At 62.2% G+C, this 18,476-nt stretch carries 12 protein-coding genes; 7 read left to right on the forward strand and 5 right to left on the reverse strand.

All coding sequences use genetic code 11. The annotated features are described in order from the left end of the window. The first annotated feature begins 72 nt into the window (after positions 1 to 72). On the forward strand, positions 73 to 669 hold the full coding sequence (locus BEN49_RS18380) for a TlpA family protein disulfide reductase (RefSeq protein ID WP_070745906.1): 597 nt from the start codon (positions 73 to 75) through the stop codon (positions 667 to 669). An 81-nt stretch (positions 670 to 750) separates the two neighbouring features. On the opposite strand, the gene BEN49_RS18385 is transcribed toward BEN49_RS18380, so the two are convergent. Next, positions 751 to 1,647, reverse strand: a complete 897-nt coding sequence (locus tag BEN49_RS18385; protein ID WP_070745907.1) for an SMP-30/gluconolactonase/LRE family protein — start codon at positions 1,645 to 1,647, stop codon at positions 751 to 753. A 203-nt stretch (positions 1,648 to 1,850) separates the two neighbouring features. On the opposite strand from BEN49_RS18385, the gene BEN49_RS18390 reads away from it, so the two are divergent. The 3 genes from BEN49_RS18390 (at position 1,851) to BEN49_RS18400 (ending at position 4,027) form a co-directional block, all read left to right on the forward strand. Continuing rightward, positions 1,851 to 2,189: a YbaB/EbfC family nucleoid-associated protein gene (locus BEN49_RS18390; RefSeq protein ID WP_070745908.1), complete on the forward strand. Its 339-nt coding sequence runs from the start codon at positions 1,851 to 1,853 to the stop codon at positions 2,187 to 2,189. Between the two features lie 4 nt (positions 2,190 to 2,193). After that, the gene (locus BEN49_RS18395) at positions 2,194 to 3,252 is read left to right on the forward strand and encodes a glycosyltransferase family 2 protein (protein WP_239691996.1); all 1,059 of its coding nucleotides are present in this window, start codon (positions 2,194 to 2,196) and stop codon (positions 3,250 to 3,252) included. 460 nt (positions 3,253 to 3,712) lie between these two features. Then, positions 3,713 to 4,027 (forward strand): hypothetical protein, encoded by a 315-nt coding sequence (locus tag BEN49_RS18400; protein ID WP_125917010.1) that lies wholly within the window; start codon positions 3,713 to 3,715, stop codon positions 4,025 to 4,027. A 60-nt stretch (positions 4,028 to 4,087) separates the two neighbouring features. Here the strand turns inward: BEN49_RS18400 and dnaG are convergent, their stop codons facing one another. Next, positions 4,088 to 6,151, reverse strand: a complete 2,064-nt coding sequence (dnaG, locus tag BEN49_RS18405) for a DNA primase (RefSeq protein ID WP_070745910.1) — start codon at positions 6,149 to 6,151, stop codon at positions 4,088 to 4,090. A gap of 619 nt (positions 6,152 to 6,770) precedes the next feature. Between dnaG and BEN49_RS30640 the strand changes: the two genes are divergently transcribed. Beyond that, positions 6,771 to 9,740, forward strand: a complete 2,970-nt coding sequence (locus BEN49_RS30640; protein ID WP_070745911.1) for a leucine--tRNA ligase — start codon at positions 6,771 to 6,773, stop codon at positions 9,738 to 9,740. A 218-nt stretch (positions 9,741 to 9,958) separates the two neighbouring features. Here BEN49_RS30640 and BEN49_RS25915 read toward each other — a convergent pair whose 3' ends face one another. From BEN49_RS25915 to BEN49_RS18420, 3 genes are all read right to left on the reverse strand, one after another. Then, the gene (locus BEN49_RS25915; protein WP_083326228.1) at positions 9,959 to 10,294 is read right to left on the reverse strand and encodes a type II toxin-antitoxin system RelE/ParE family toxin; all 336 of its coding nucleotides are present in this window, start codon (positions 10,292 to 10,294) and stop codon (positions 9,959 to 9,961) included. Then, positions 10,284 to 10,520, reverse strand: a complete 237-nt coding sequence (locus tag BEN49_RS18415) for a hypothetical protein (RefSeq protein WP_070745912.1) — start codon at positions 10,518 to 10,520, stop codon at positions 10,284 to 10,286. The genes BEN49_RS25915 and BEN49_RS18415 overlap by 11 nt, the downstream gene beginning before the upstream one ends. 89 nt (positions 10,521 to 10,609) lie before the next feature. Next, entirely contained in the window at positions 10,610 to 12,688 is a 2,079-nt protein-coding gene (locus tag BEN49_RS18420) for a S9 family peptidase (RefSeq protein WP_239691997.1), read from the reverse strand. A 701-nt stretch (positions 12,689 to 13,389) separates the two neighbouring features. Here BEN49_RS18420 and BEN49_RS18425 point away from each other — a divergent pair. Continuing rightward, the gene (locus BEN49_RS18425; RefSeq protein ID WP_239691998.1) at positions 13,390 to 16,578 is read left to right on the forward strand and encodes a SusC/RagA family TonB-linked outer membrane protein; all 3,189 of its coding nucleotides are present in this window, start codon (positions 13,390 to 13,392) and stop codon (positions 16,576 to 16,578) included. A gap of 12 nt (positions 16,579 to 16,590) precedes the next feature. Beyond that, complete coding sequence (locus tag BEN49_RS18430; protein ID WP_070745914.1) at positions 16,591 to 18,474, forward strand: RagB/SusD family nutrient uptake outer membrane protein; 1,884 nt, start codon at positions 16,591 to 16,593, stop codon at positions 18,472 to 18,474. The last annotated feature ends 2 nt before the right edge of the window (positions 18,475 to 18,476 follow it).

Here is an 18,476-nt window from a genome sequence, read left to right on the forward strand (position 1 = left end):
CTTGGGGGCCCAAGGCAAGGTCCCGGCGGTGCCAGCACAGCTTGGCGGTACAGTACAATTTCTCCAATTTCCATGGCCTTTTTCCAACGCCACCGCGCCAACCTCACCCAGGGCCTGCTTTGGGGCAGCCTGGCCGTGGTGTTTTTCACCGACCTCAAGGCCCCCGTGGTGGGCACGCTGCAACGGGGCCTGCTGGCCACCGGGCTGTGGCGGCCCGCGCTGCCCACCGCCCGGCCCATCCGCGCTGGGGGCCCCCGGCCGCTGCCCGATGCGCCGCTGTACACCCTCGACGGCCGCCCCACCAACCTGCGTCGCTTCGCCGGCAAAGTGGTGGTCCTGAACCTGTGGGCCACCTGGTGCCCGCCCTGTCGCGCCGAGATGCCTGCGCTTCAGCACCTCTACAGCCAGGTAGATACCGCCCGCGTGGCCTTCGTGATGGTGTCGCTCGACGAAAACCCCACCCGGGCCCGGCGCGTGGTGGAGCAGGCCGGCTACACGTTTCCGGTGTTTTTCCCGGCCGCGCCGCTGCCCAAAGTGTTCAATACCAAATCCATCCCCACCACCTTCATTTTGGGCCCCGATGGCACCGTGGCCATCCGCCACGAAGGCATGGCCGACTACGACACCGCCGAGTTCCGCGCTTACTTGCAGCAGCTAGCCGGCCAGTAGCGCGGGCGCTGCGAATCTGCGCGTTAATGGGGGCCCTAAACGATTATCGTTCAGCCGCGCGGACTCATAGAGTCTACGCTACTACCGCAAGCCTTTTACTCGCAGGGGCAGCGTGTACACGGCTTCGGAGGCGGTGATGAACAGGGTTTTCAGGTCTTTGCCGGCGAAGCAGACGTTGCCCGTCCAGGCCCCGGGCACGTCGATGTGGGCAATTTTCTGGCCCTGGGCGCTGTACACCGTCACGCCCTGGCCGGTGAGGTAGAGGTTGCCCTCGCTATCGAGGGCCATGCCGTCGGAACCCTGCTCCACGAAGAGCTGGCGGTTACTGAGGCGGCCGTCGGGGCCAATTTGGTAGCGGTAGGTTTTGTTGGCCTGGATGTCGGCCACGAACAGCTGGCGGCCGTCGGGCGTGCCCACGATGCCGTTGGGCTGGCGCAGCTGGTCGGCGGCCAGCACCGGCGCGGGGGCCCCGGGGGCCAGGTAGTACACGTTTTGGGCGGCCAGGTCGGGGGCGCTGCGCGTCCAGTAGTCGCGCTGATAATACGGGTCGGTGAAGTAGATGCCGCCGCCCTTGGGGTTCACCCACAGGTCGTTGGGCCCGTTGAAGCGGTGCTGCTCGAAGCCGTCGGCCAGCACCGTTACCTTGCCAGCGGGGCTGATGGACCAGAGCTGGTTTTGGGCATCGGCGCAGGCCAGCAGGTTGCCCTTGGCGTCAAAATCGAGCCCGTTGGCCCGGCCCGAGGGCGAGAGAAACACCGTCAGCCGGCCGTCGGTGCTGTACTTCCAGATTTTGTCGTTGGGCTGGTCGGTGAAGAACACGTTGCCGGCGCGGTCCACCGCGGGGCCCTCGGTGAACTTGAACTGCTTGGCTACCAGCGTAAGCTGCGCGCCGGGGGCCGCCACCGCCCGGGCATTGGGCGCGGGGTACGTAGTATCGGCCGCAGCCAGGGCGCCGGCCAGCAAGAGGGAAACCATCATAGCAAAAAGTGGTTGAAGCAGCAAATAAACCCATTTGCGGGGCGGCGCACCGGCCGGCCGGCCGCGGCTACCTTTGCAGCCCGCGCCCGGCGGGGCACTTATTAGGGGCCCCGCGGGTATATACGGGCGGGCTTCGGTATTACCAGGACGCTCAACTCTCTTTCAAAACACAGCCCAGATGGGCTCAATAACGACTTTTTGCTATGGCATTCGACATGATGGGCATGATGGGCAAGGTGAAGGAGCTGCAAGAAAAAATGCAGCAGGCCCAACAGGAAATGCAACACCTCACCGCCACAGGCGAGGCCGGCGGCGGCCTAGTGCGCGCCACCGCCAACGGCGAGCGCAAGCTCTTGAAGATTGAAATCGACGACAGCCTGCTCACCGTGCAGGACCGCGACATGCTGGCCGACCTGGTGGTGGCCGCCGCCAACAAGGCCCTGGAGGCCGCCGGTGAGCAGGCCCGCCAGGAAATGCAGCGCCGCACCAGCGGCCTGATGCCCAACATCCCCGGCCTCGACCTGGGCAACTTCGGCGCCTGAGCCCTTGGCGGTCAATCAACCTTTTCCGAACCGGGCCGGGGCCTGCGCCGACGTGGCCATCGTGGTGCTGAACTGGAACGGGGCGGACTTCCTGCGCCGCTTCCTGCCCGGCGTGGTGGCGCACGCCGACGGGGCCCGGGTGGTGGTGGCCGACAACGCTAGCACCGACGACTCGGTGGCGCTGCTGGCCCGCGACTTCCCCACCGTGGAGCTGCTGCTGCTGGAGCGCAATTTCGGCTTTTGCGAGGGCTACAACCACGCCCTGGCCCTGGTGGATAGCCCATACTACGTACTGCTAAATTCCGACGTGGCCGTGACGGCCGGTTGGCTGCGGCCCCTGCGGGCGCTGCTGGTGGCGCAGCCGCGCGTGGCCGCCGTGCAGCCCAAAATCCTGGCCCACGCCGACCCTACCCGGTTTGAGTACGCCGGCGGCGGCGGCGGCTACCTCGACCGGCTGGCCTACCCGTTTTGCCGCGGCCGTCTCTTCGACACCACCGAAGTGGACGCCGGCCAGTACGACGACGCGCGCCCCGTGGCCTGGGCCAGCGGCGCTTGCTGCCTGGTACGGGCCAGCGCCTGGCGCGCCTTGGGCGGCTTCGAGCCCGCGTTTTTTGCCCACATGGAGGAAATTGATTTCTGCTGGCGCCTCCAGAACGCGGGCCACGAGGTGTGGTACCACGGCGGCAGCGCTGTGCACCACGTGGGCGGCGGCACGCTGGCCAAAACCAACCCCCGCAAAACCTACCTCAACTTCCGCAACGGCCTGGCCCTGCTTTACAAAAACGCGGCTCCTGGCGAACTGACGGGGCCCCTGGCCCAGCGCCTGATGCTGGATTGGGTGGCCGGCCTGCGCTTTCTGGCGGGTGGCCAACTGGCCGACGCCCGCGCCGTGGCCCGCGCCCACTGGCACTTCTACCAAAAGCGCGCGTATTGGCGCGCCCGCCGCGCCGCAGCGGGGCCCCACCTGCGCGTGGCGCAGCGCCCAGGGGCCTGGGCTGGCAGCGTGGTCTGGGCCTATTTCGCTCGCGGCAAGCGCCGGTTTGCCGAGCTGGGCCTACGCTAGCTGGCCCCAGCCGTGCAGGTGATGACAGGGCCCTGGGGGTCACCTTCGTTAGCAATAAACTTATGTTCCATGGGGAATTATTTATTTTACAACCCTGAAGGCAATCAGGGTTAATACAATTTATTAAGTCATTAATTCGTATTTAAGATTATTTTTCGCTTTATTTATTCAAAATAGTTTTATTTTTGTTCTCTTTGCCATTAAGCGAGGCTATTTGCACTTTTAATTTTTTCTAGATTTAATATATTCAGCACTGGTTGGTTCGTTCCCAGCGCTGGGCATTCTTTTATTTTTCGATTCAATATTCTTACCACGTTATACAATTCCCACCATGATTGCGCGCTTTATCTCTTGCACTTGCTTCGTAGCGGTTTGCGTTGTGTGGGCGGGCCCGGCCCGGGCGCAGGCGCAGCCGGCCGCTGCGGTTGCCGCCGCGTCGGCCGCCCCGGCTAATGTTACCTTGACCGGACGCATCGACACGCCAAAGGGGCCCCTAGGCGGCGCCGTGGTGCGGCTGGTGCACACCAAGCAAACCTGCGCCACCAACGCGGGAGGCCTCTTTTTTTTCACCGTGCCGGCCGATGCGGGGCCCGTGGCCGCCGTGGCCGCCTACGATGGCGCGGCTGAGGTACCATTCACCATGCAACCCGGCGGCCCACTAACCGTGGTAAACATGGCCCCCGCCAAGCTTACTAAATCCAACCAGAAGAAGCTCAACGCCGGCATCAAGCGCGCGCACCGCGAAACCAAACGCTCGCTGAAAAAACTTAAGTAAGGCGGCTTGCGATTTGCGGGCCCCCACGCAGCACTTCAAGCGCGGGGCCTGGCTTAAGGCCTAAGCGCCGCGCGGAATCACCGTGCCCAGCAGCGCCGCCAGCTGGTTATCGAGCTGCTTTAGGTCCTTGATGGCGCGCAGGTTCTCAAACAGTTCGGCGTCGTCGAGCAGGGGTTGGCGCAGGGTTTCGAGGCGGCGGTTCAGCTCGCGCTGCACGTGGCACTTGTTAAGGCGCAGCACGGCGTTATCGCAGGCCACTTTGGGCAGGTCCACTTCGTTGAAAACGTAGATTTCCTTCACCCGCCAGTTGGGGCTGATGTCGTAGCGCTCGGTGGCCAGGTCCGAAACCAGCAGGCGGATGTCGGCCCGCTGGTGCTGGCCCAGCTGCCGCGCCTCGGGGAAGCGGCCGGCCAGCAGCTCTTCGCGGCACAGAGCCCACAGCTCGGCGTAGAGCGGCGTTTTGAACGGCTCCTCCTCTAGCTGGCCCAGCAGGTACTGGGCTACGCTCACGTCAGTATCTACCTCACGGGCAGCGTATAGCACCAGCAGGCGCAGCACCTCGCGCTCGCAGGTTTTCAGCAGGTCAACCTGGGCGACGTCTTCATCGGCCTCTGTGGACGCGGCCGGCGATGCCGCAGCGGGGGCCCCGGGCTCAAACGCGCCATACATAGCGGCTTCGGCTTCCTCCTCGGCCGTTAGGGCGCGGGTGGCGGCTACCGGCGGGGCGGGGCGCCCACCGCTACTGCCGCCGTTGCCGCCGCTAGGGGCCCCACCCTCGGCCGGGCGGGGGGCCCCGGCGGGCTTCACCAGCTTGTTGTATTCGGTGATGAGCACCTGCTCGTCGATGCCGAACGCGGCCGACGTCTGCTGCAAAAACACCTGGCGCTTGATGGCGTCGGGCACCTTGGCGATGCTGGTGAGCACCTGCCGGATGGCCTCGGCCTTCTTCACCGGGTCGCCGGCCGCGTCGCGGGCCACCAGCGTGGTTTTGAAGGTGATGAAGTCCTGGCTTTGCTGCTCGATGTACTCGGCGAAGCGCTGGTCGCCCACCTTGCGGATGTAGCTGTCGGGGTCGTCGCCATCCGGAAACAGCACCACGCGCACGTTCAGGCCGCCTTCGAGCAGCAAGTCGGTGCCGCGCAAGCTGGCCTTGATGCCGGCCGCGTCTCCGTCGTAAAGCACCGTCACGTTGTCGGAATACCGCTTGATGAGCCGGATTTGGCCCTCGGTGAGCGACGTACCCGACGAGGCCACCACGTTTTTGATGCCGCCCTGGTACAGGCTCAGCACGTCCAAGTAGCCTTCCACGAGGTAGCACACCTCCTCCTGCCGAATGGCCTGGCGCGCCTGAAACAGCCCGTAGAGTACGTCCGACTTGTGGTAAATCTCCGACTCGGGCGAGTTGAGGTACTTCGCCATCTTGTCGTCGCGCTTCAGGGTGCGGGCCCCGAAGCCCACCACGCGGCCCGAAATGTTGTGGATCGGGAACATCACCCGGCCTCGGAACCGGTCGTAGCGCCGGCCGGTGTCGTGCCCCTGGTCGTCCTCGCGCTTGACGACGAGGCCCGTTTTTTCCAGGTATTTCAGCTCGTAGCCGGCCGCGGTGGCGCTCTTCAGTAGGTCGTCCCACTGGTCGAGCGAGTAGCCCAGCTCGAAGGTTTGGATGGTGGCCAGGTTCAGGCCGCGCTCCTTGAGGTAGCCGTAGCCCACGCTCATGCCCTCCTCGGTGTTTTGCAGCAGGCGGTGGTAATGGTCTTTGGTCCAGTTGGATACAATGAACTGCGAATCGCGCTCGTTCTGCTCCTGCTGCTGCTGGGGCGTTTTTTCCTCCTCCTGAATGGTGATGGCGTACTTCTTGGCCAGGTACTTCAGGGCCTCCACGTAGGACGTGCCCTCCACGTCCATCACGAACTGCACCACGCCGCCGGCCTTGCCGCAGCCGAAGCACTTGTACAACCCCTTGGCCGGGTTGACGGAAAACGACGGCGATTTTTCGTTGTGGAACGGGCACGGGGCCCACAGGTTCTGGCCCTTGCGCTTGAGTTGCACAAAGTCGCCGACGACTTCCACAATGTCGGCGGTTTGAATTATTTGGTCAACTAACTCTTTGGGAATGCGGGCCATAAGTAGTAGCGCAACGGTAGCGCGAACTTTGTAGTTCGCGTCGCCACACGATCAATCGGCAGGACGAAGCGAGCAACGCGAACTACAAAGTTCGCGCTACAGCAGCCACTTCCCACCCCGACGGGCAAGCCAATGCTTTCCTGAAAATATTTGCATCTTTGCGCAACTCCTGGTGGCTGGGCCCACGTTACAGCCCCAAGCGGGAAGGGCGCGTACCCTCCCCGCCGGCTACTGGTTAGTGGTGCAGCAGCACGTAAGTGCCGCCAGCCAACACTAGCCACCGACCAAGCCGCAATAGCAGCTTAACCGGGAGCCTGACGACGATTACCACGTAATCGCCGCCGCCGTTTGGTTTGTTTCCCATCGTTCTAAGATTAGGGAGTGAAACAAATCACCCATTTCTCGAAGCCCGTGGTGCCAGCCACGGGCTTCGCTCGTTTCAGCCGAAGCCAAAATGAGCACCGTGGTTGGCGGGATACTACCGCACAGTGAAGCAAAGCTACGCTTAATCGGCAGGGCCCCCAGCACCGTGCAGCAAGCGAACGGACGACCAGCAGACGCCAAGCTAGGGCCCCCGCCGCCGTTTGTTTTACCTTTGCTTGATTCAACCAGCGAAGAAATGCCCGTCTACAGCCCCCAGGAGATTGAAAAAAAGTGGCAAGCCCACTGGAAAACGCACCAGACTTTCAAGGCCTACAACCACTCCAGCAAGCCGAAGTACTACGTGCTCGACATGTTCCCCTACCCGTCCGGGGCGGGGCTGCACGTGGGGCACCCGCTGGGCTACATCGCCTCCGACATTGTGGCCCGCTACCAGCGCTTGCAGGGCCGCAACGTGCTGCACCCCATGGGGTTCGACTCGTTTGGCCTGCCCGCCGAGCAGTACGCCATCCAGACCGGCCAGCACCCGGCCGTGACGACGGAGCAGAACATCGAAACCTACATCCGGCAGCTCCAGCAGCTGGGCTTCAGCTACGACTGGAGCCGCGAGGTGCGCACCTCCGACCCGCAGTACTACAAGTGGACGCAGTGGATTTTTCTCCAGCTCTTCAATAGCTGGTACAACCTCGACACCGATCGGGCCGAGCACATCCGCACCTTGCAGGAGAAATTTGCCGCGAGCGGCAGCGCGGGCGTGCGCGCCGCCGGCGAGGCCGAGGACCGCCACGACTTTTCGGCCGGCCAGTGGCAGCTGATGGGCGAGAAGCAAAAGCTGGCCGCCATCCTCCCCTACCGCCTGGCCTACCAGCAGGACACCTACGTGAACTGGTGCGCCGGCCTGGGCACGGTGCTCAGCAACGACGAGGTGAAGGACGGCCTCTCGGAGCGCGGCGGCTACCCCGTCGAGCGCCGCCTCATGCCGCAGTGGAACTTGCGCATCACCGCCTACGCCGACCGCTTGCTCCAGGGTCTCAACACCCTGGACTGGCCCGACGCCGTGAAGGAGATGCAGCGCAACTGGATTGGCAAGAGCATCGGGGCCGAGGTCACCTTCCCCGTGCAGGGCCACGCAGGCGCTGACATTAAGGTGTATACCACCCGCGTCGACACCATTTACGGCGCCACGTTCCTGGTGTTAGCCCCCGAGCACGAGCTGGTGGACACCCTCACCGCGCCCGGCCAGCGCGCCGCCGTGGACGAGTACATCGCCGCCACCAAGCGCCGCTCGGAGCGCGACCGGATGTCGGACGTCAAGCACGTGTCGGGCGTGTTTACGGGGGCCTACGCCGCCAACCCCGTCGATGGGGCCCCCGTGCCCATCTGGCTCGCCGACTACGTGCTAGCCGGCTACGGCACCGGCGCCGTGATGGCCGTGCCCAGCGGCGACCAGCGCGACTACCTCTTCGCCCAGCACTTCGACCTGCCCATCCCGGCCATTTCGGACGCCCAAAAGGACCTTGACCAGCAAGCCGACCCCACCAAGGAAGGCCGCTACATCAACTCGGGCATCGTCAACGGCATGGGCTACAAGGAGGCCACCGCCACCCTCATCGCCTTCCTCGAAGAGAAGGCCCTCGGCAAGGGCAAAGTGAATTTCCGCCTGCGCGACGCCATTTTCGGCCGCCAGCGCTACTGGGGCGAGCCCATCCCGGTGTACTACAAGGACGGCACCGCCTACGGCGTGGCCGAGGCCGACCTGCCGCTCGTGCTCCCCGAAATCGACGAGTACAAGCCCACCGAGCACGGCGAGCCGCCCCTGGGCCGCGCCACCGACTGGAAGTACCGCGGCCAGCACGAGTTCGAGCTGAGCACCATGCCCGGCTGGGCCGGCTCCAGCTGGTACTACCTCCGCTACATGGACCCCGAAAACGCCGACCGTTTCGTGGGCGAGGAAGCCGAGAAATACTGGGGCCAAGTGGACCTCTACATGGGCGGCGCCGAGCACGCCACCGGCCACCTACTCTACTCGCGCTTCTGGTACCTATTCCTAAAAGACCTAGGCTTGGTAACCGGTACCGAGCCGTTCCAGAAGCTGATCAATCAGGGGATGATTTTGGGGGTTTCAGAAAAAATCCTTCGCTTAGGCCATGTTCTGCCAGCTTCGACATCTGAGGCTGCGACAAATGAAACAAAAGCAATTCTAGATGCTCCTTTCACTAAGTTGAAGTTCTCTTCAATGGAGCTACCGCTTGAGTTGCCGACGAAAAACGTTTTTGTAAGCCAAGACATCAGCGACAGATTCCGTTCGACGCCTGGGGTTAGCGAAGGAACGTTGACTGCATTACACGTTGATATTTCGCAGGTTGACAGCAACAAGCTTGACCTCAACAAGTACTCAGCATCGCATCCTGACTTGAAAAATGCCGTTTTTGTCTGCGCTGGTGGCTACTGGCAGAACGGGAGTTTCACTAAGTTTCCGTTCGGTGGTTCAGATGTTTTCTTGACTGCATCCGACGTCGAGAAAATGTCGAAGTCAAAATATAACGTCGTTAACCCCGACGTGTTGATTGACAAATTCGGCGCGGATGCGCTGCGGCTGTACGAAATGTTCCTAGGGCCCCTGGAGCAGTTCAAGCCGTGGAATACCAACGGCATCACGGGCGTGGGCAGCTTCCTCAAGAAGTTCTGGCGCCTCTTCCACCCCGAGGATGGGGCCCTGGCCGTGACGGACGAACCCGCCACGCCCGCCGAGCTGAAGACTCTGCACCGCGTCATCCAAAAAGTGGCGCACGACATCGACAAGTTCAGTTTCAACACCAGCGTCAGCACCTTCATGATTGCCGTGAACGAGCTGACGGCCCTCGGCACCCACAAGCGCGCCGTGCTGGAGCCGCTCACGCTGCTGCTCTCCCCGTTTGCCCCGCACCTGGCCGAGGAGCTGTGGGCCGAGCTGGGCCACGCGCCCGGCAGCATCAGCGAGGCCGCCTACCCCGAGTTCCGCGAGGAATTCCTGGTGGAAGCCAACGTGACCTACCCCGTGGCCATCAACGGCAAAGTGCGCGACCAGCGCCAATTCGCCGCCACCGCCACTGCCGCCGAAATTGAAACCGCCATCCGCGAATCGGACTTCCTCACCCGCTTCGGCGAAGGCAAAGCCGTGAAGAAAGTGGTGGTAGTCCCCGGCCGCATGGTGAACGTGGTGGTGTAAGCGTAACCTGGCAGCAGCAAGCATATGAGGCAAAGCAGCTAGCCAATAAGAACGTCATGCCGAGCGCAGCCGAGGCATCTCTACCGCGTAAGTAAACTCAATTATTAGGATTACTTGCGTGGTAGAGATGCTTCGGCTGCGCTCGGCATGACGTTCTCTTTCAAGTAGTTTTTAGGCATAAAAAAGCCCGCTGCAATTGCAGTGGGCTTTTTTGTTTTCTACAGCAATTCATTTTCGCGTAGCAATTCGTCGCGCTCTTTATCGGAAATGGATTCCTGTTCCGATTTATCATAAATCGTGAGCAGAAAAATTTGCTCACCAATTATTTTAACGCAGGTAATTGCGCGGGCACCGCCACTTTTGCCTTTTCCCTTCGACGCAATCCGAACACGTACTTTGTAGCAGTCTCGGCCCAATGGCTCGCCCGTGCGTGGGTCAGACAGTAACTCGGCACGTAGCTGAATAATGTCCGCTTTGAAAGACGACTTAAAACGCTTTGCTAATGATTTAGCACTCCGCTCGAAACTGTCGGTAATGACTAATTCAAAGCTCATTGATAAGTTCATCAAGCGTTTTTAACTTGATTTTCCCCTGCTGGTGTAGCTCCACTTCGTGGAGCGCCTCACGGAAATCATCAATCCATTCCTGCTGCTCGGGCGTGTACTGCTTGGGCTTGGGCGGGGCTATGGGCTTGGCTTTGATGGAGAACGGCAGCGCCTTTACCAGTTTCATAAAGGGCGCGTAAAACTCGTCGGGGACGGTGAGGATAACTTGGCGCATGACGCAAGATACAAGTGGATAATGCTTACAAACAGCGCCTGGCGTGAGTTCATCCAAGCCCTGCTCCGAAGCGAGACACAAAGTTTGCGCTATTGACCGGAGGCCGCGGCCGTGCCCTTGGGCATGAGGTACTTGTTGTACCAGCCCAGGTAGCGCACGTAGCGGTCCTTGACGTAGCTGGGCGTGGTGACGCCGTGGAACTGGCCGGGGTAGATGACGAGCTGGGTGGGCACGTTCAGGCTTTTGAGGGCTTGGTACATCTGCTCGGTGTTGAGCAGGGGCACGTTGAAATCTTTCTCGCCGCACACGAACAGGGTGGGCGTTTTGATGCGGTCGGCGTGGTAGAAAGGGTACGAGACGCGCATGTACACGTCGGGGTTTTTCCAGGGCGTGCCCAGCTCGGTTTCGTAGTCGCGGATGTACTGGTCGGTACCGTAGCCGGCCAGCACGTTGGCGATGCTGGCGCCGCTCACGGCGGCCTTGAAGCGCTGGTCGCGGGCAATAACCTGGTCGGTCATGATGCCGCCGTAGCTCCAGCCGCCCACGCCCAGGCGGTCGGGGTCGGCCAGGCCCTGCGCGACGGCATAATCCACCACGGCCAGCACGTCGTCGGTGTCCTTGTTGCCCCAATCGGCAAAAATGGCCTTGCTGTACTCCAGGCCCCGGCCCGAGCTGCCGCGCGGGTTGGCCACCACCACCACGTAGCCGTTGGCGGCAAAGTACTGCCACTCAAAAGCAAAGCCGTAGCCGAACTGCGCCACGGGGCCCCCGTGGATGCGCAAAATGGTGGGGTACTTGCGGCCCGCCTGGTAGCCCACCGGCTTGATGGTGAAGCCGCTCACCATCGTCCCGTCCTTGCTCTTGGCCTGAATGGGTTCGACGGCGCCCAGCGTGACGCCCTTCAGCCACGCGTCATTTTGCTTCGAGAGCGGCCGCAGGGCCCCTTTTTTGTCGAGGGCAAACACCTCGGTGGGCTGCTGGGGCTGGCTGCTGAGCACCACGAGCTGGCCTTTGCTGGCCAGGGCGAAGTCACCCACCTGGCGGGCTCCCGCCAGTACTTTCTCCGGCTTGCCGCCGGCGGCCGGCACCCGCATCAGCGACTCGGCGCGGTCGTCTTCGAGCAGGAAGTAGAGGCTTTTGCCGTCGGGGGCCCACTCGGGCTGGGTGGTGTTGCGGTCCAGCCCGGCGGTGAGGGCGCGGGCGGGGCCCCCGGCCACGTCCACCACCATCAGCTGGTGCAGGGCGTACACGAGCTGCTCCTTGGGGCCCCCTTGCACGAAGGCGAGGCGGCGGCCGTCGGGGCTCCAGGCGGGGCGGCTGCCGTAGTTGGGCGCGCTCTCGGGCACGTCGGTGGCGAGCAGCGGCCGGGCTTGGGCCCCGGCTTTGGCGTCAATCAGGAACAGGTCGTAGTTGTCGTGGCGGTCGGGGTCGGGGCCCCGCTTGCTGCTGAAGGCCAGCTGCTTGCCGTCGGGGCTCCAGGCGGGCAGGTGCTCGTCGTAGGGCCCCGGGGTGAGGCACACGAGCCGGCGCGTGGCCACGTCGAACACGTACAGGTGCTGGCGCTGCTGGTTGAGGTAGCCGTCCACGTCCTGCTTAAACTGGAAGCGGTCGATGACGATGGGCGGCGCGGTTTTCTTCTTGGCTTTCTGGGCGGCAGTGAGCGAATCGGGGTCGGCGTCCTTGAGGATCATGGCGATGCGCTGGCCGTCGGGGCTCCACACGTAGTCCGACACGCTGCCCTTGAGCTTGGTCACCTTCTCGGCCTCGCCCCCGGCGCGGTTCAGCAGCCAGAGCTGGGCGTTGCCGCCGTCGTCCTCGCCGCGGCTCGACACGAAGCTCAGGTACTTGCCGTCGGGGCTGAAGCGGGGCTTGCTTTCGCTGGCCGGATTGGTGGTCACGCGCAGGTTCTGGCTGCCGTCGGTGCGGGCCATCCAGATGTCGGCGTCGCGCTTGTCGGTGGCCGTGTCCACGCGGGCCACGGAGTAGGCCACCCAGGCCCCGTCGGGCGAGAGGTTGGGGTCGGCCACGTCGCGCATTTGGGCCAGGTCGCGCAGGTTCAGGGGGCGCGGGGCGGGGGCCGTTTGGGCCCGGCGGCCAGCGGGGCCAGGGCCAGGGCAGCCAGCAAGGGTAGAAAGTTTTTCATGGGCGTAAAGAAAACCAAGGGCCAAGCTAATGCCATGGAAATGCTGCTGTGCAGCCGAGCCTCAATTTCGGTTAGAATCAACTCTTTTTTTGAAATCTGCCTTAAAACTACGCCCCTTGCTCAACCGCACCGAACCAGCCCGCCAGGGCCCCGGTGGCGCGGTGGGGCCTTAGGCTCTGGAGCCACACGGCGGACTGTTCGCGCCAAATCCTGTAGTTGCTGCACACTGTGCTCAGCCGACGAAATACTGCGCGGCCCAAATCAGAATTTCTTGAGCGATGAATGCAAACGTTTGTTCCACTATATGAGCGCCTAAAAAGTCAACAAATTATCAAGTTTGCTGGTAAGTATTAAGGGCTTTTTTATAGTCTTCTAAACCAAAACAGGCAATGTTTCGGCTATTTCCAGCGTGCTTGTATTTCCCTAAGCTGGCTGTAATTACCGATTTACACCTGTTTGAACACAGAAAAATTGGTTTCATACAATATTACAAAGGAGACATTCAAAATATTTTTCTTTATCCATCAGCTTTTTTAAACATATATTTCTGTAAATCAATTCTTTATTTCCTTCGATCAATGGCGTCGCTCCTTACTAGGAAGCCTGATTTTAAACAAACCTTTGTTTAAGCACAAACGATTGTGGTATGTTTGCAACTCACTCAATCTTCACCACATGGGAAGTTTTCTACCCGTTTGGAAAGCACAGTATGCTTTCCGCTATTCGTTGGTTCCGCTGGCTTGGTGCGCTTCCTTCGGCGTGGCTTTTGGGGCCCCTGGCAAGCCCTTCAGGTCTAATTCTCCATTTCTACTGGAAACGGCTCGGCCGGTAGCGGCCGAGATTGAGGTGCAGGGCACCGTTACTGATTCCAAGGGCGAGCCGCTGCCGGGCGTCAACGTGCTGCTGAAGGGCACCTCCAAAGGGTCCGTCACCGACGAGCAAGGGCGTTTCCGGCTGAAAGTGCCCGATTCGGGCTCCGTGCTGGTGATTTCATTCGTCGGCTTCAAAAGGCAGGAAATCCCCGTGACGGGCAACGAGCGCGTGGCCGTGAAGCTGGAGGCAGAGGATACCTCCCTGGACGACGTGGTGGTGGTGGGCTACGGCACGCAGTCGCGGGCCACCATTACCGGGGCCGTGGGCAAGGTGAGCGATGCGGAGCTGGTGCGCACCCCGGCCGTGGCCGCTACGTCGGCCCTGGTGGGCCGCATTCCGGGCGTAACGGGCCGCCAGGCCGACGCCCGCCCCGGCAACGGCACCAGCATCCAGATCCGCAACCTCGGCGACCCGCTCTACGTCATCGACGGGGTGCAGTCAGACGTGGGGGCGTTCAACAACCTGGGCCTGAACGACATTGAGAGCGTATCGGTGCTCAAGGATGCCTCAGCCGCCATTTACGGCATGCGCGCCGCCAACGGCGTTATCCTGGTTACCACCAAGCGCGGCAAGCTGGGCAAGCCGGTGATTAGCCTCAACGGCTATTACGGCGTCCAAAACTTCACCACTTACCCGCACCCGGCCAATGCCTACCAGCACCAGCGGGCGCTGGTGGAGTCGGAGCAAAACAACGCCGAACAGCAGCACCGCGCGCCCAACCCCGTGAAGGACCCCGTATCGGGCAAAATTCTGACGGCCGACGAGCTGGAGAAGTGGCGCCAGGGCACCGAGGCGGGCTACAAAAGCTACGACTACTACAAGGAGATTTTCCGGCCCAACGTGCCGCAGCTGTACGGCAACGCCAGCGTATCGGGCTCGAGTGACAACGTGAGCTACTACCTCTCGGGCAGCTACCTTGACCAAAAGGCCCTGCTGGAGGATTACTTTTTCCGCCGCTACAACATCCAGTCGAACCTGGAAGCCAAGGTGACCCCCAAGCTGCGCATCGGCACCCAGATTTCCGGCCGCCTGGAGCGCCGCCACACCGTGGGCGTGCCGGGCATCGACGACTATTTCAACCCGCTACTGAGCGTATTTTCGATGTGGCCCACCGAGGCCTCCTACGCCAACGACAACCCTGCCTACATCAACAATACGCACAGCGTGAACGTGAACCCGGCCACCTACAAAGAGGCGGTTACGGGCTACGGCGACGACGATTACCGGGCCGCCAAGGCCAACCTGTACGGGCAGTACGACTTTGATTTCGGGCTGAGCGTGCGGGCCACCGGCTCGTATAGCTACACGGCCAACACCTACAGTGGCTTCGAGTACACCTACAACGCCTACACCTACAACCCCACCACCCAGAACTATGACCAGACGGGCGGCAACCAGAACCCCTGGCGGGAAACGCACCGCCGCGCCGTCATCGAGCGCTTTGGGCAGCTGCAGGCCAACTACGTGAAACAGTTTGGGGACCACGGCCTGACGGCCACGGCGGCCTACGAACGCTTCGACAGCGATAATCGCTACAACGTGGTGCACACGGTGCCGCCCAACAACACCATTCCGATCCAGTACTTCTCGAACCAGGATTACCTCTACGACGAGATAAATGAAACGGCGCGCGCGGGCTACGTGGGCCGCGTGGGCTACAACTACAAGCAGAAGTACCTGGCCGAGGTGCTGGGCCGCTACGACGGCTCGTGGCTGTTTGCGCCCGGCAGCCGCTACGGCTTCTTCCCCGCCGTTACGGCCGGCTATCGCATTGCCGAGGAGTCATTCATCAAAAACAACGGCATCGGCCGGGTGCTCACCGAACTGAAGTTGCGCGGCAGCTACGGCCTCACGGGCAGCGACCCCTACATAGGGGCAAACGTGCTAGCCCCCTACAGCTACTACCAGGGCTACGACTTCGGCTCGGGCGCTTCGGTGCTTAACGGCAACTACACCATTGGGGTGCGCCCACGCGGCCTGCCCATTACTACCCTCTCGTGGGTACGCAACAAGACGATCAACGTAGGCCTCGACTTTGGCCTGTTCGGGGGCAAGCTGGCGGGCACGTTTGACATTTTCAGGCGCCGCCGCGAAGGCCTGCCGGGCCTCAACCCCAACGTGGTGCTGCCCCAGGAAGTGGGCTACTCGCTGAACCAGGAAAACCGCAACTCCGACGAAACCAAGGGCCTGGAAGGCGGCCTGACCTACGCGGGCGGCACGGCCAGTGGCTTCACCTACTCGGTGGGGGCCCACGCCACCCTGGCCCGCCGCTTCGACATCAGCTACGGCCAGCGCTTCGGCAACTCGTACGACCGCTACCGCAACGGCTACGAAGGCCGCTGGGGCGATATCGGCTGGGGCTACCAGGTGGACGGGCAGTTCCAGTCGCAGCAGCAGATCGACGACCACAAAATAGACAACGACAACCAGGGCAACCGCACCCAACTGCCCGGCGACCTGATTTACAAGGACGTGAACGGCGACGGGGTAATTAACAACCTCGATGAGCGCCCCATTGGCTACCTCCAGGGCGGGCAGCCGCTCGTGACCTACGCACTTAACACCAGCTTTGGCTACAAGGGCTTCTCCCTGAACATCGACGTGGTGGGCGCCGGGATGCAAACCTTCCAGCGCGCCTACGAGCTGCTGATTCCGTTCCAGAACAACGGCACCTCGCCGGCCTACACCTTCGAGGACCGCTGGCACCACGCCGACCCCTACAACGCCGACAGCCCCTGGGTGCCCGGCAAGTACCCCTCCATCCGGCGCGATGGGGGCGGCAACAACTTCCGCAACAACGACTTCTGGATTAAGACGGTGCGCTACGTCCGCCTGCGCAACATTGAGCTGGGCTACAACCTGCCCAAAAGCCTGACGAGCCGGGTGGGCATGCAGGGCGTGCGCGTGTATGTGAACGCCACCAACCTGCTCACCTTCAGCACGCTCAACGACATCGACGTGGACCCCGAGGTAGCCTCCGGCAACGGCCTCCAGTACCCTGTGCAGCGCCTGCTCAACACGGGCTTCTCGGTCACCTTCTAAGCTTCCTTCTCCATGAAATTTACGTTTAAACCGCTGGTTATCGGCGCAGTACTGCTGCTGAGCGCCAGCACCGGCTGCCAGAAGGACTTTTTGGACCGCACCCCCCCCAACATCATCCTCGACTCGCAGCTCTGGAACGATCCGGGCTTGATAACGGGCCTGCTGGCCAACTACTACGACCGCCTGCCTACTCACACGGCTATCTACCAGGGAGCCGATAATAATGCTAATCCGCCTAGGCCAACAGGCTGGGTCGATTTCTCGGCCTACGACGAGGCCATGTGGTCGGGCTACAATAATTACCCCAACGACTTATTTACTTACGATGCCTTCCGCTGGAGCGGCTGGGACTACGGCCTCATCCGCGACATCAACCTGGCCCTGGAAGGCATCGACAAAAATAGTGTCTCACTCAGCACCACCCAGAAAGACCAGTTTAAGGCCGAGTTTCGCTTCATCCGGGCCTACATGTACTTCGAGCTAGCCAAGCGCTACGGCGGCGTGCCGTTGGTCACGACGCAGCTCGTGTACGACAACAGCGGCGACACCACGCCCTTGCAAGTGGCGCGCAGCAAGGAAACGGAGGTGTACGACTTTGTGGCCAGCGAGCTGGACGCCATCAAGGGCACCCTGGGCAATACCGGCAGCGTTACCCGGGCTAACCTCTACACGGCCATGGCCCTCAAGTGCCGGGCCATGCTCTACGCGGCCTCCATTGCCAAGTATAATGCTGCGTCGGGCCTCAACATCATGACGCCGGGCGGCGAGGTGGGCATTCCGGCCAACTTAGCCGCCGGCTACTACCAAAAGTCGCTGGCCGCTGCCAAGGAGGTGATGGCCGGGCCCTTCGCCCTCTACAAGGGCAACGCCAATCTGGGCGAGAATTTTTACGAGGCCCTTACCCGCAAAACGGCCAATGCGGAAGTTATCTGGGCCAAAGACTTTTTGGTGGCCAAGGACTACCGCCACAGCTTCACCTACGACAACATTGCGCGGGGCATCCGCGAGGACAACCTCAGCTCGTCTGCCACCACGCCCATCCTCAACCTGGTGGAGGCCTTCGAGTACCTCGACGGCAGCTCGGGCGAGCTGAAGACGCGCAACGCCGCGGGCACCGACTACGTGTACTACGACAACCTGAACGGCCCCTTTCAGAACAAGGACGCCCGCCTCTACGGCACGGTCATCTACCCCGGCACCACGTTCAAAGGTCAGGAAGTGCAGATTCAGGCCGGCGTGAAGGTCTGGAACGCCAGTAGCAATTCGTACACCAACATCGAGGGGGGCCTGGGCAGCCTCTACACCGACGGCAAGCTGCAAACGGGCAGCTCGGGGCCCCAGCCCAGCCAGCAGGACGTGTCGAACTCGGGCTTCTACCTGCGCAAGTACGTCGACTCGGGCGCCGGGGCCAGCACCCGCGGCATCCGCTCCGATACGTGGTGGGTGCGCTTCCGCCTGGGCGAAATCCTGCTCAACGCCGCCGAGGCCGACCTCGAGCTGGGCAACGTCACCGAGGCGCTGACCTACGCCAACCAAGTGCGGGCCCGGGCCGGCTTTACCGCCCCGCTCACTACGCTCACCCTGGAGCGCCTGCAAAACGAGCGCCGCGTAGAGCTGGCCTTCGAAGACCACCGCGTGTGGGACCTCAAGCGCTGGCGCATTGCCCACAAGGTGTGGGACGGCAACCCCAACACCCCGTCGGCCAACGCCTTCATCCTGTTCCCCTACCGCGTGGTGCGCCCCGGCAGCCCGATGGATGGCAAGTACGTGTTCGACAAGCAGCTCTCGCTGCGCTACCGCACGCCGCGCAACTTCCAGCTGTTCAACTACTACACTTTCCTGGGCAATGGCATCCGCAACGCCAACCCCAAGATTGTTCGCAACCCTTTCGAATAAGC

It is taken from the genome of Hymenobacter coccineus, assembly GCF_001816125.1.
Lineage (GTDB): Bacteria > Bacteroidota > Bacteroidia > Cytophagales > Hymenobacteraceae > Hymenobacter > Hymenobacter coccineus.

Bases quoted from the DNA above. Each gene is read 5' to 3' on its own strand.
- BEN49_RS25915 (WP_083326228.1), bottom strand. From the start codon at position 10,294: ATGAGCTTTGAATTAGTCATTACCGACAGTTTCGAGCGGAGTGCTAAA.
- BEN49_RS18380 (WP_070745906.1), top strand. From the start codon at position 73: ATGGCCTTTTTCCAACGCCACCGCGCCAACCTCACCCAGGGCCTGCTT.
- BEN49_RS18385 (WP_070745907.1), bottom strand. From the start codon at position 1,647: ATGATGGTTTCCCTCTTGCTGGCCGGCGCCCTGGCTGCGGCCGATACT.
- BEN49_RS18415 (WP_070745912.1), bottom strand. From the start codon at position 10,520: ATGCGCCAAGTTATCCTCACCGTCCCCGACGAGTTTTACGCGCCCTTT.
- BEN49_RS18430 (WP_070745914.1), top strand. From the start codon at position 16,591: ATGAAATTTACGTTTAAACCGCTGGTTATCGGCGCAGTACTGCTGCTG.
- BEN49_RS18390 (WP_070745908.1), top strand. From the start codon at position 1,851: ATGGCATTCGACATGATGGGCATGATGGGCAAGGTGAAGGAGCTGCAA.
- dnaG (WP_070745910.1), bottom strand. From the start codon at position 6,151: ATGGCCCGCATTCCCAAAGAGTTAGTTGACCAAATAATTCAAACCGCC.
- BEN49_RS30640 (WP_070745911.1), top strand. From the start codon at position 6,771: ATGCCCGTCTACAGCCCCCAGGAGATTGAAAAAAAGTGGCAAGCCCAC.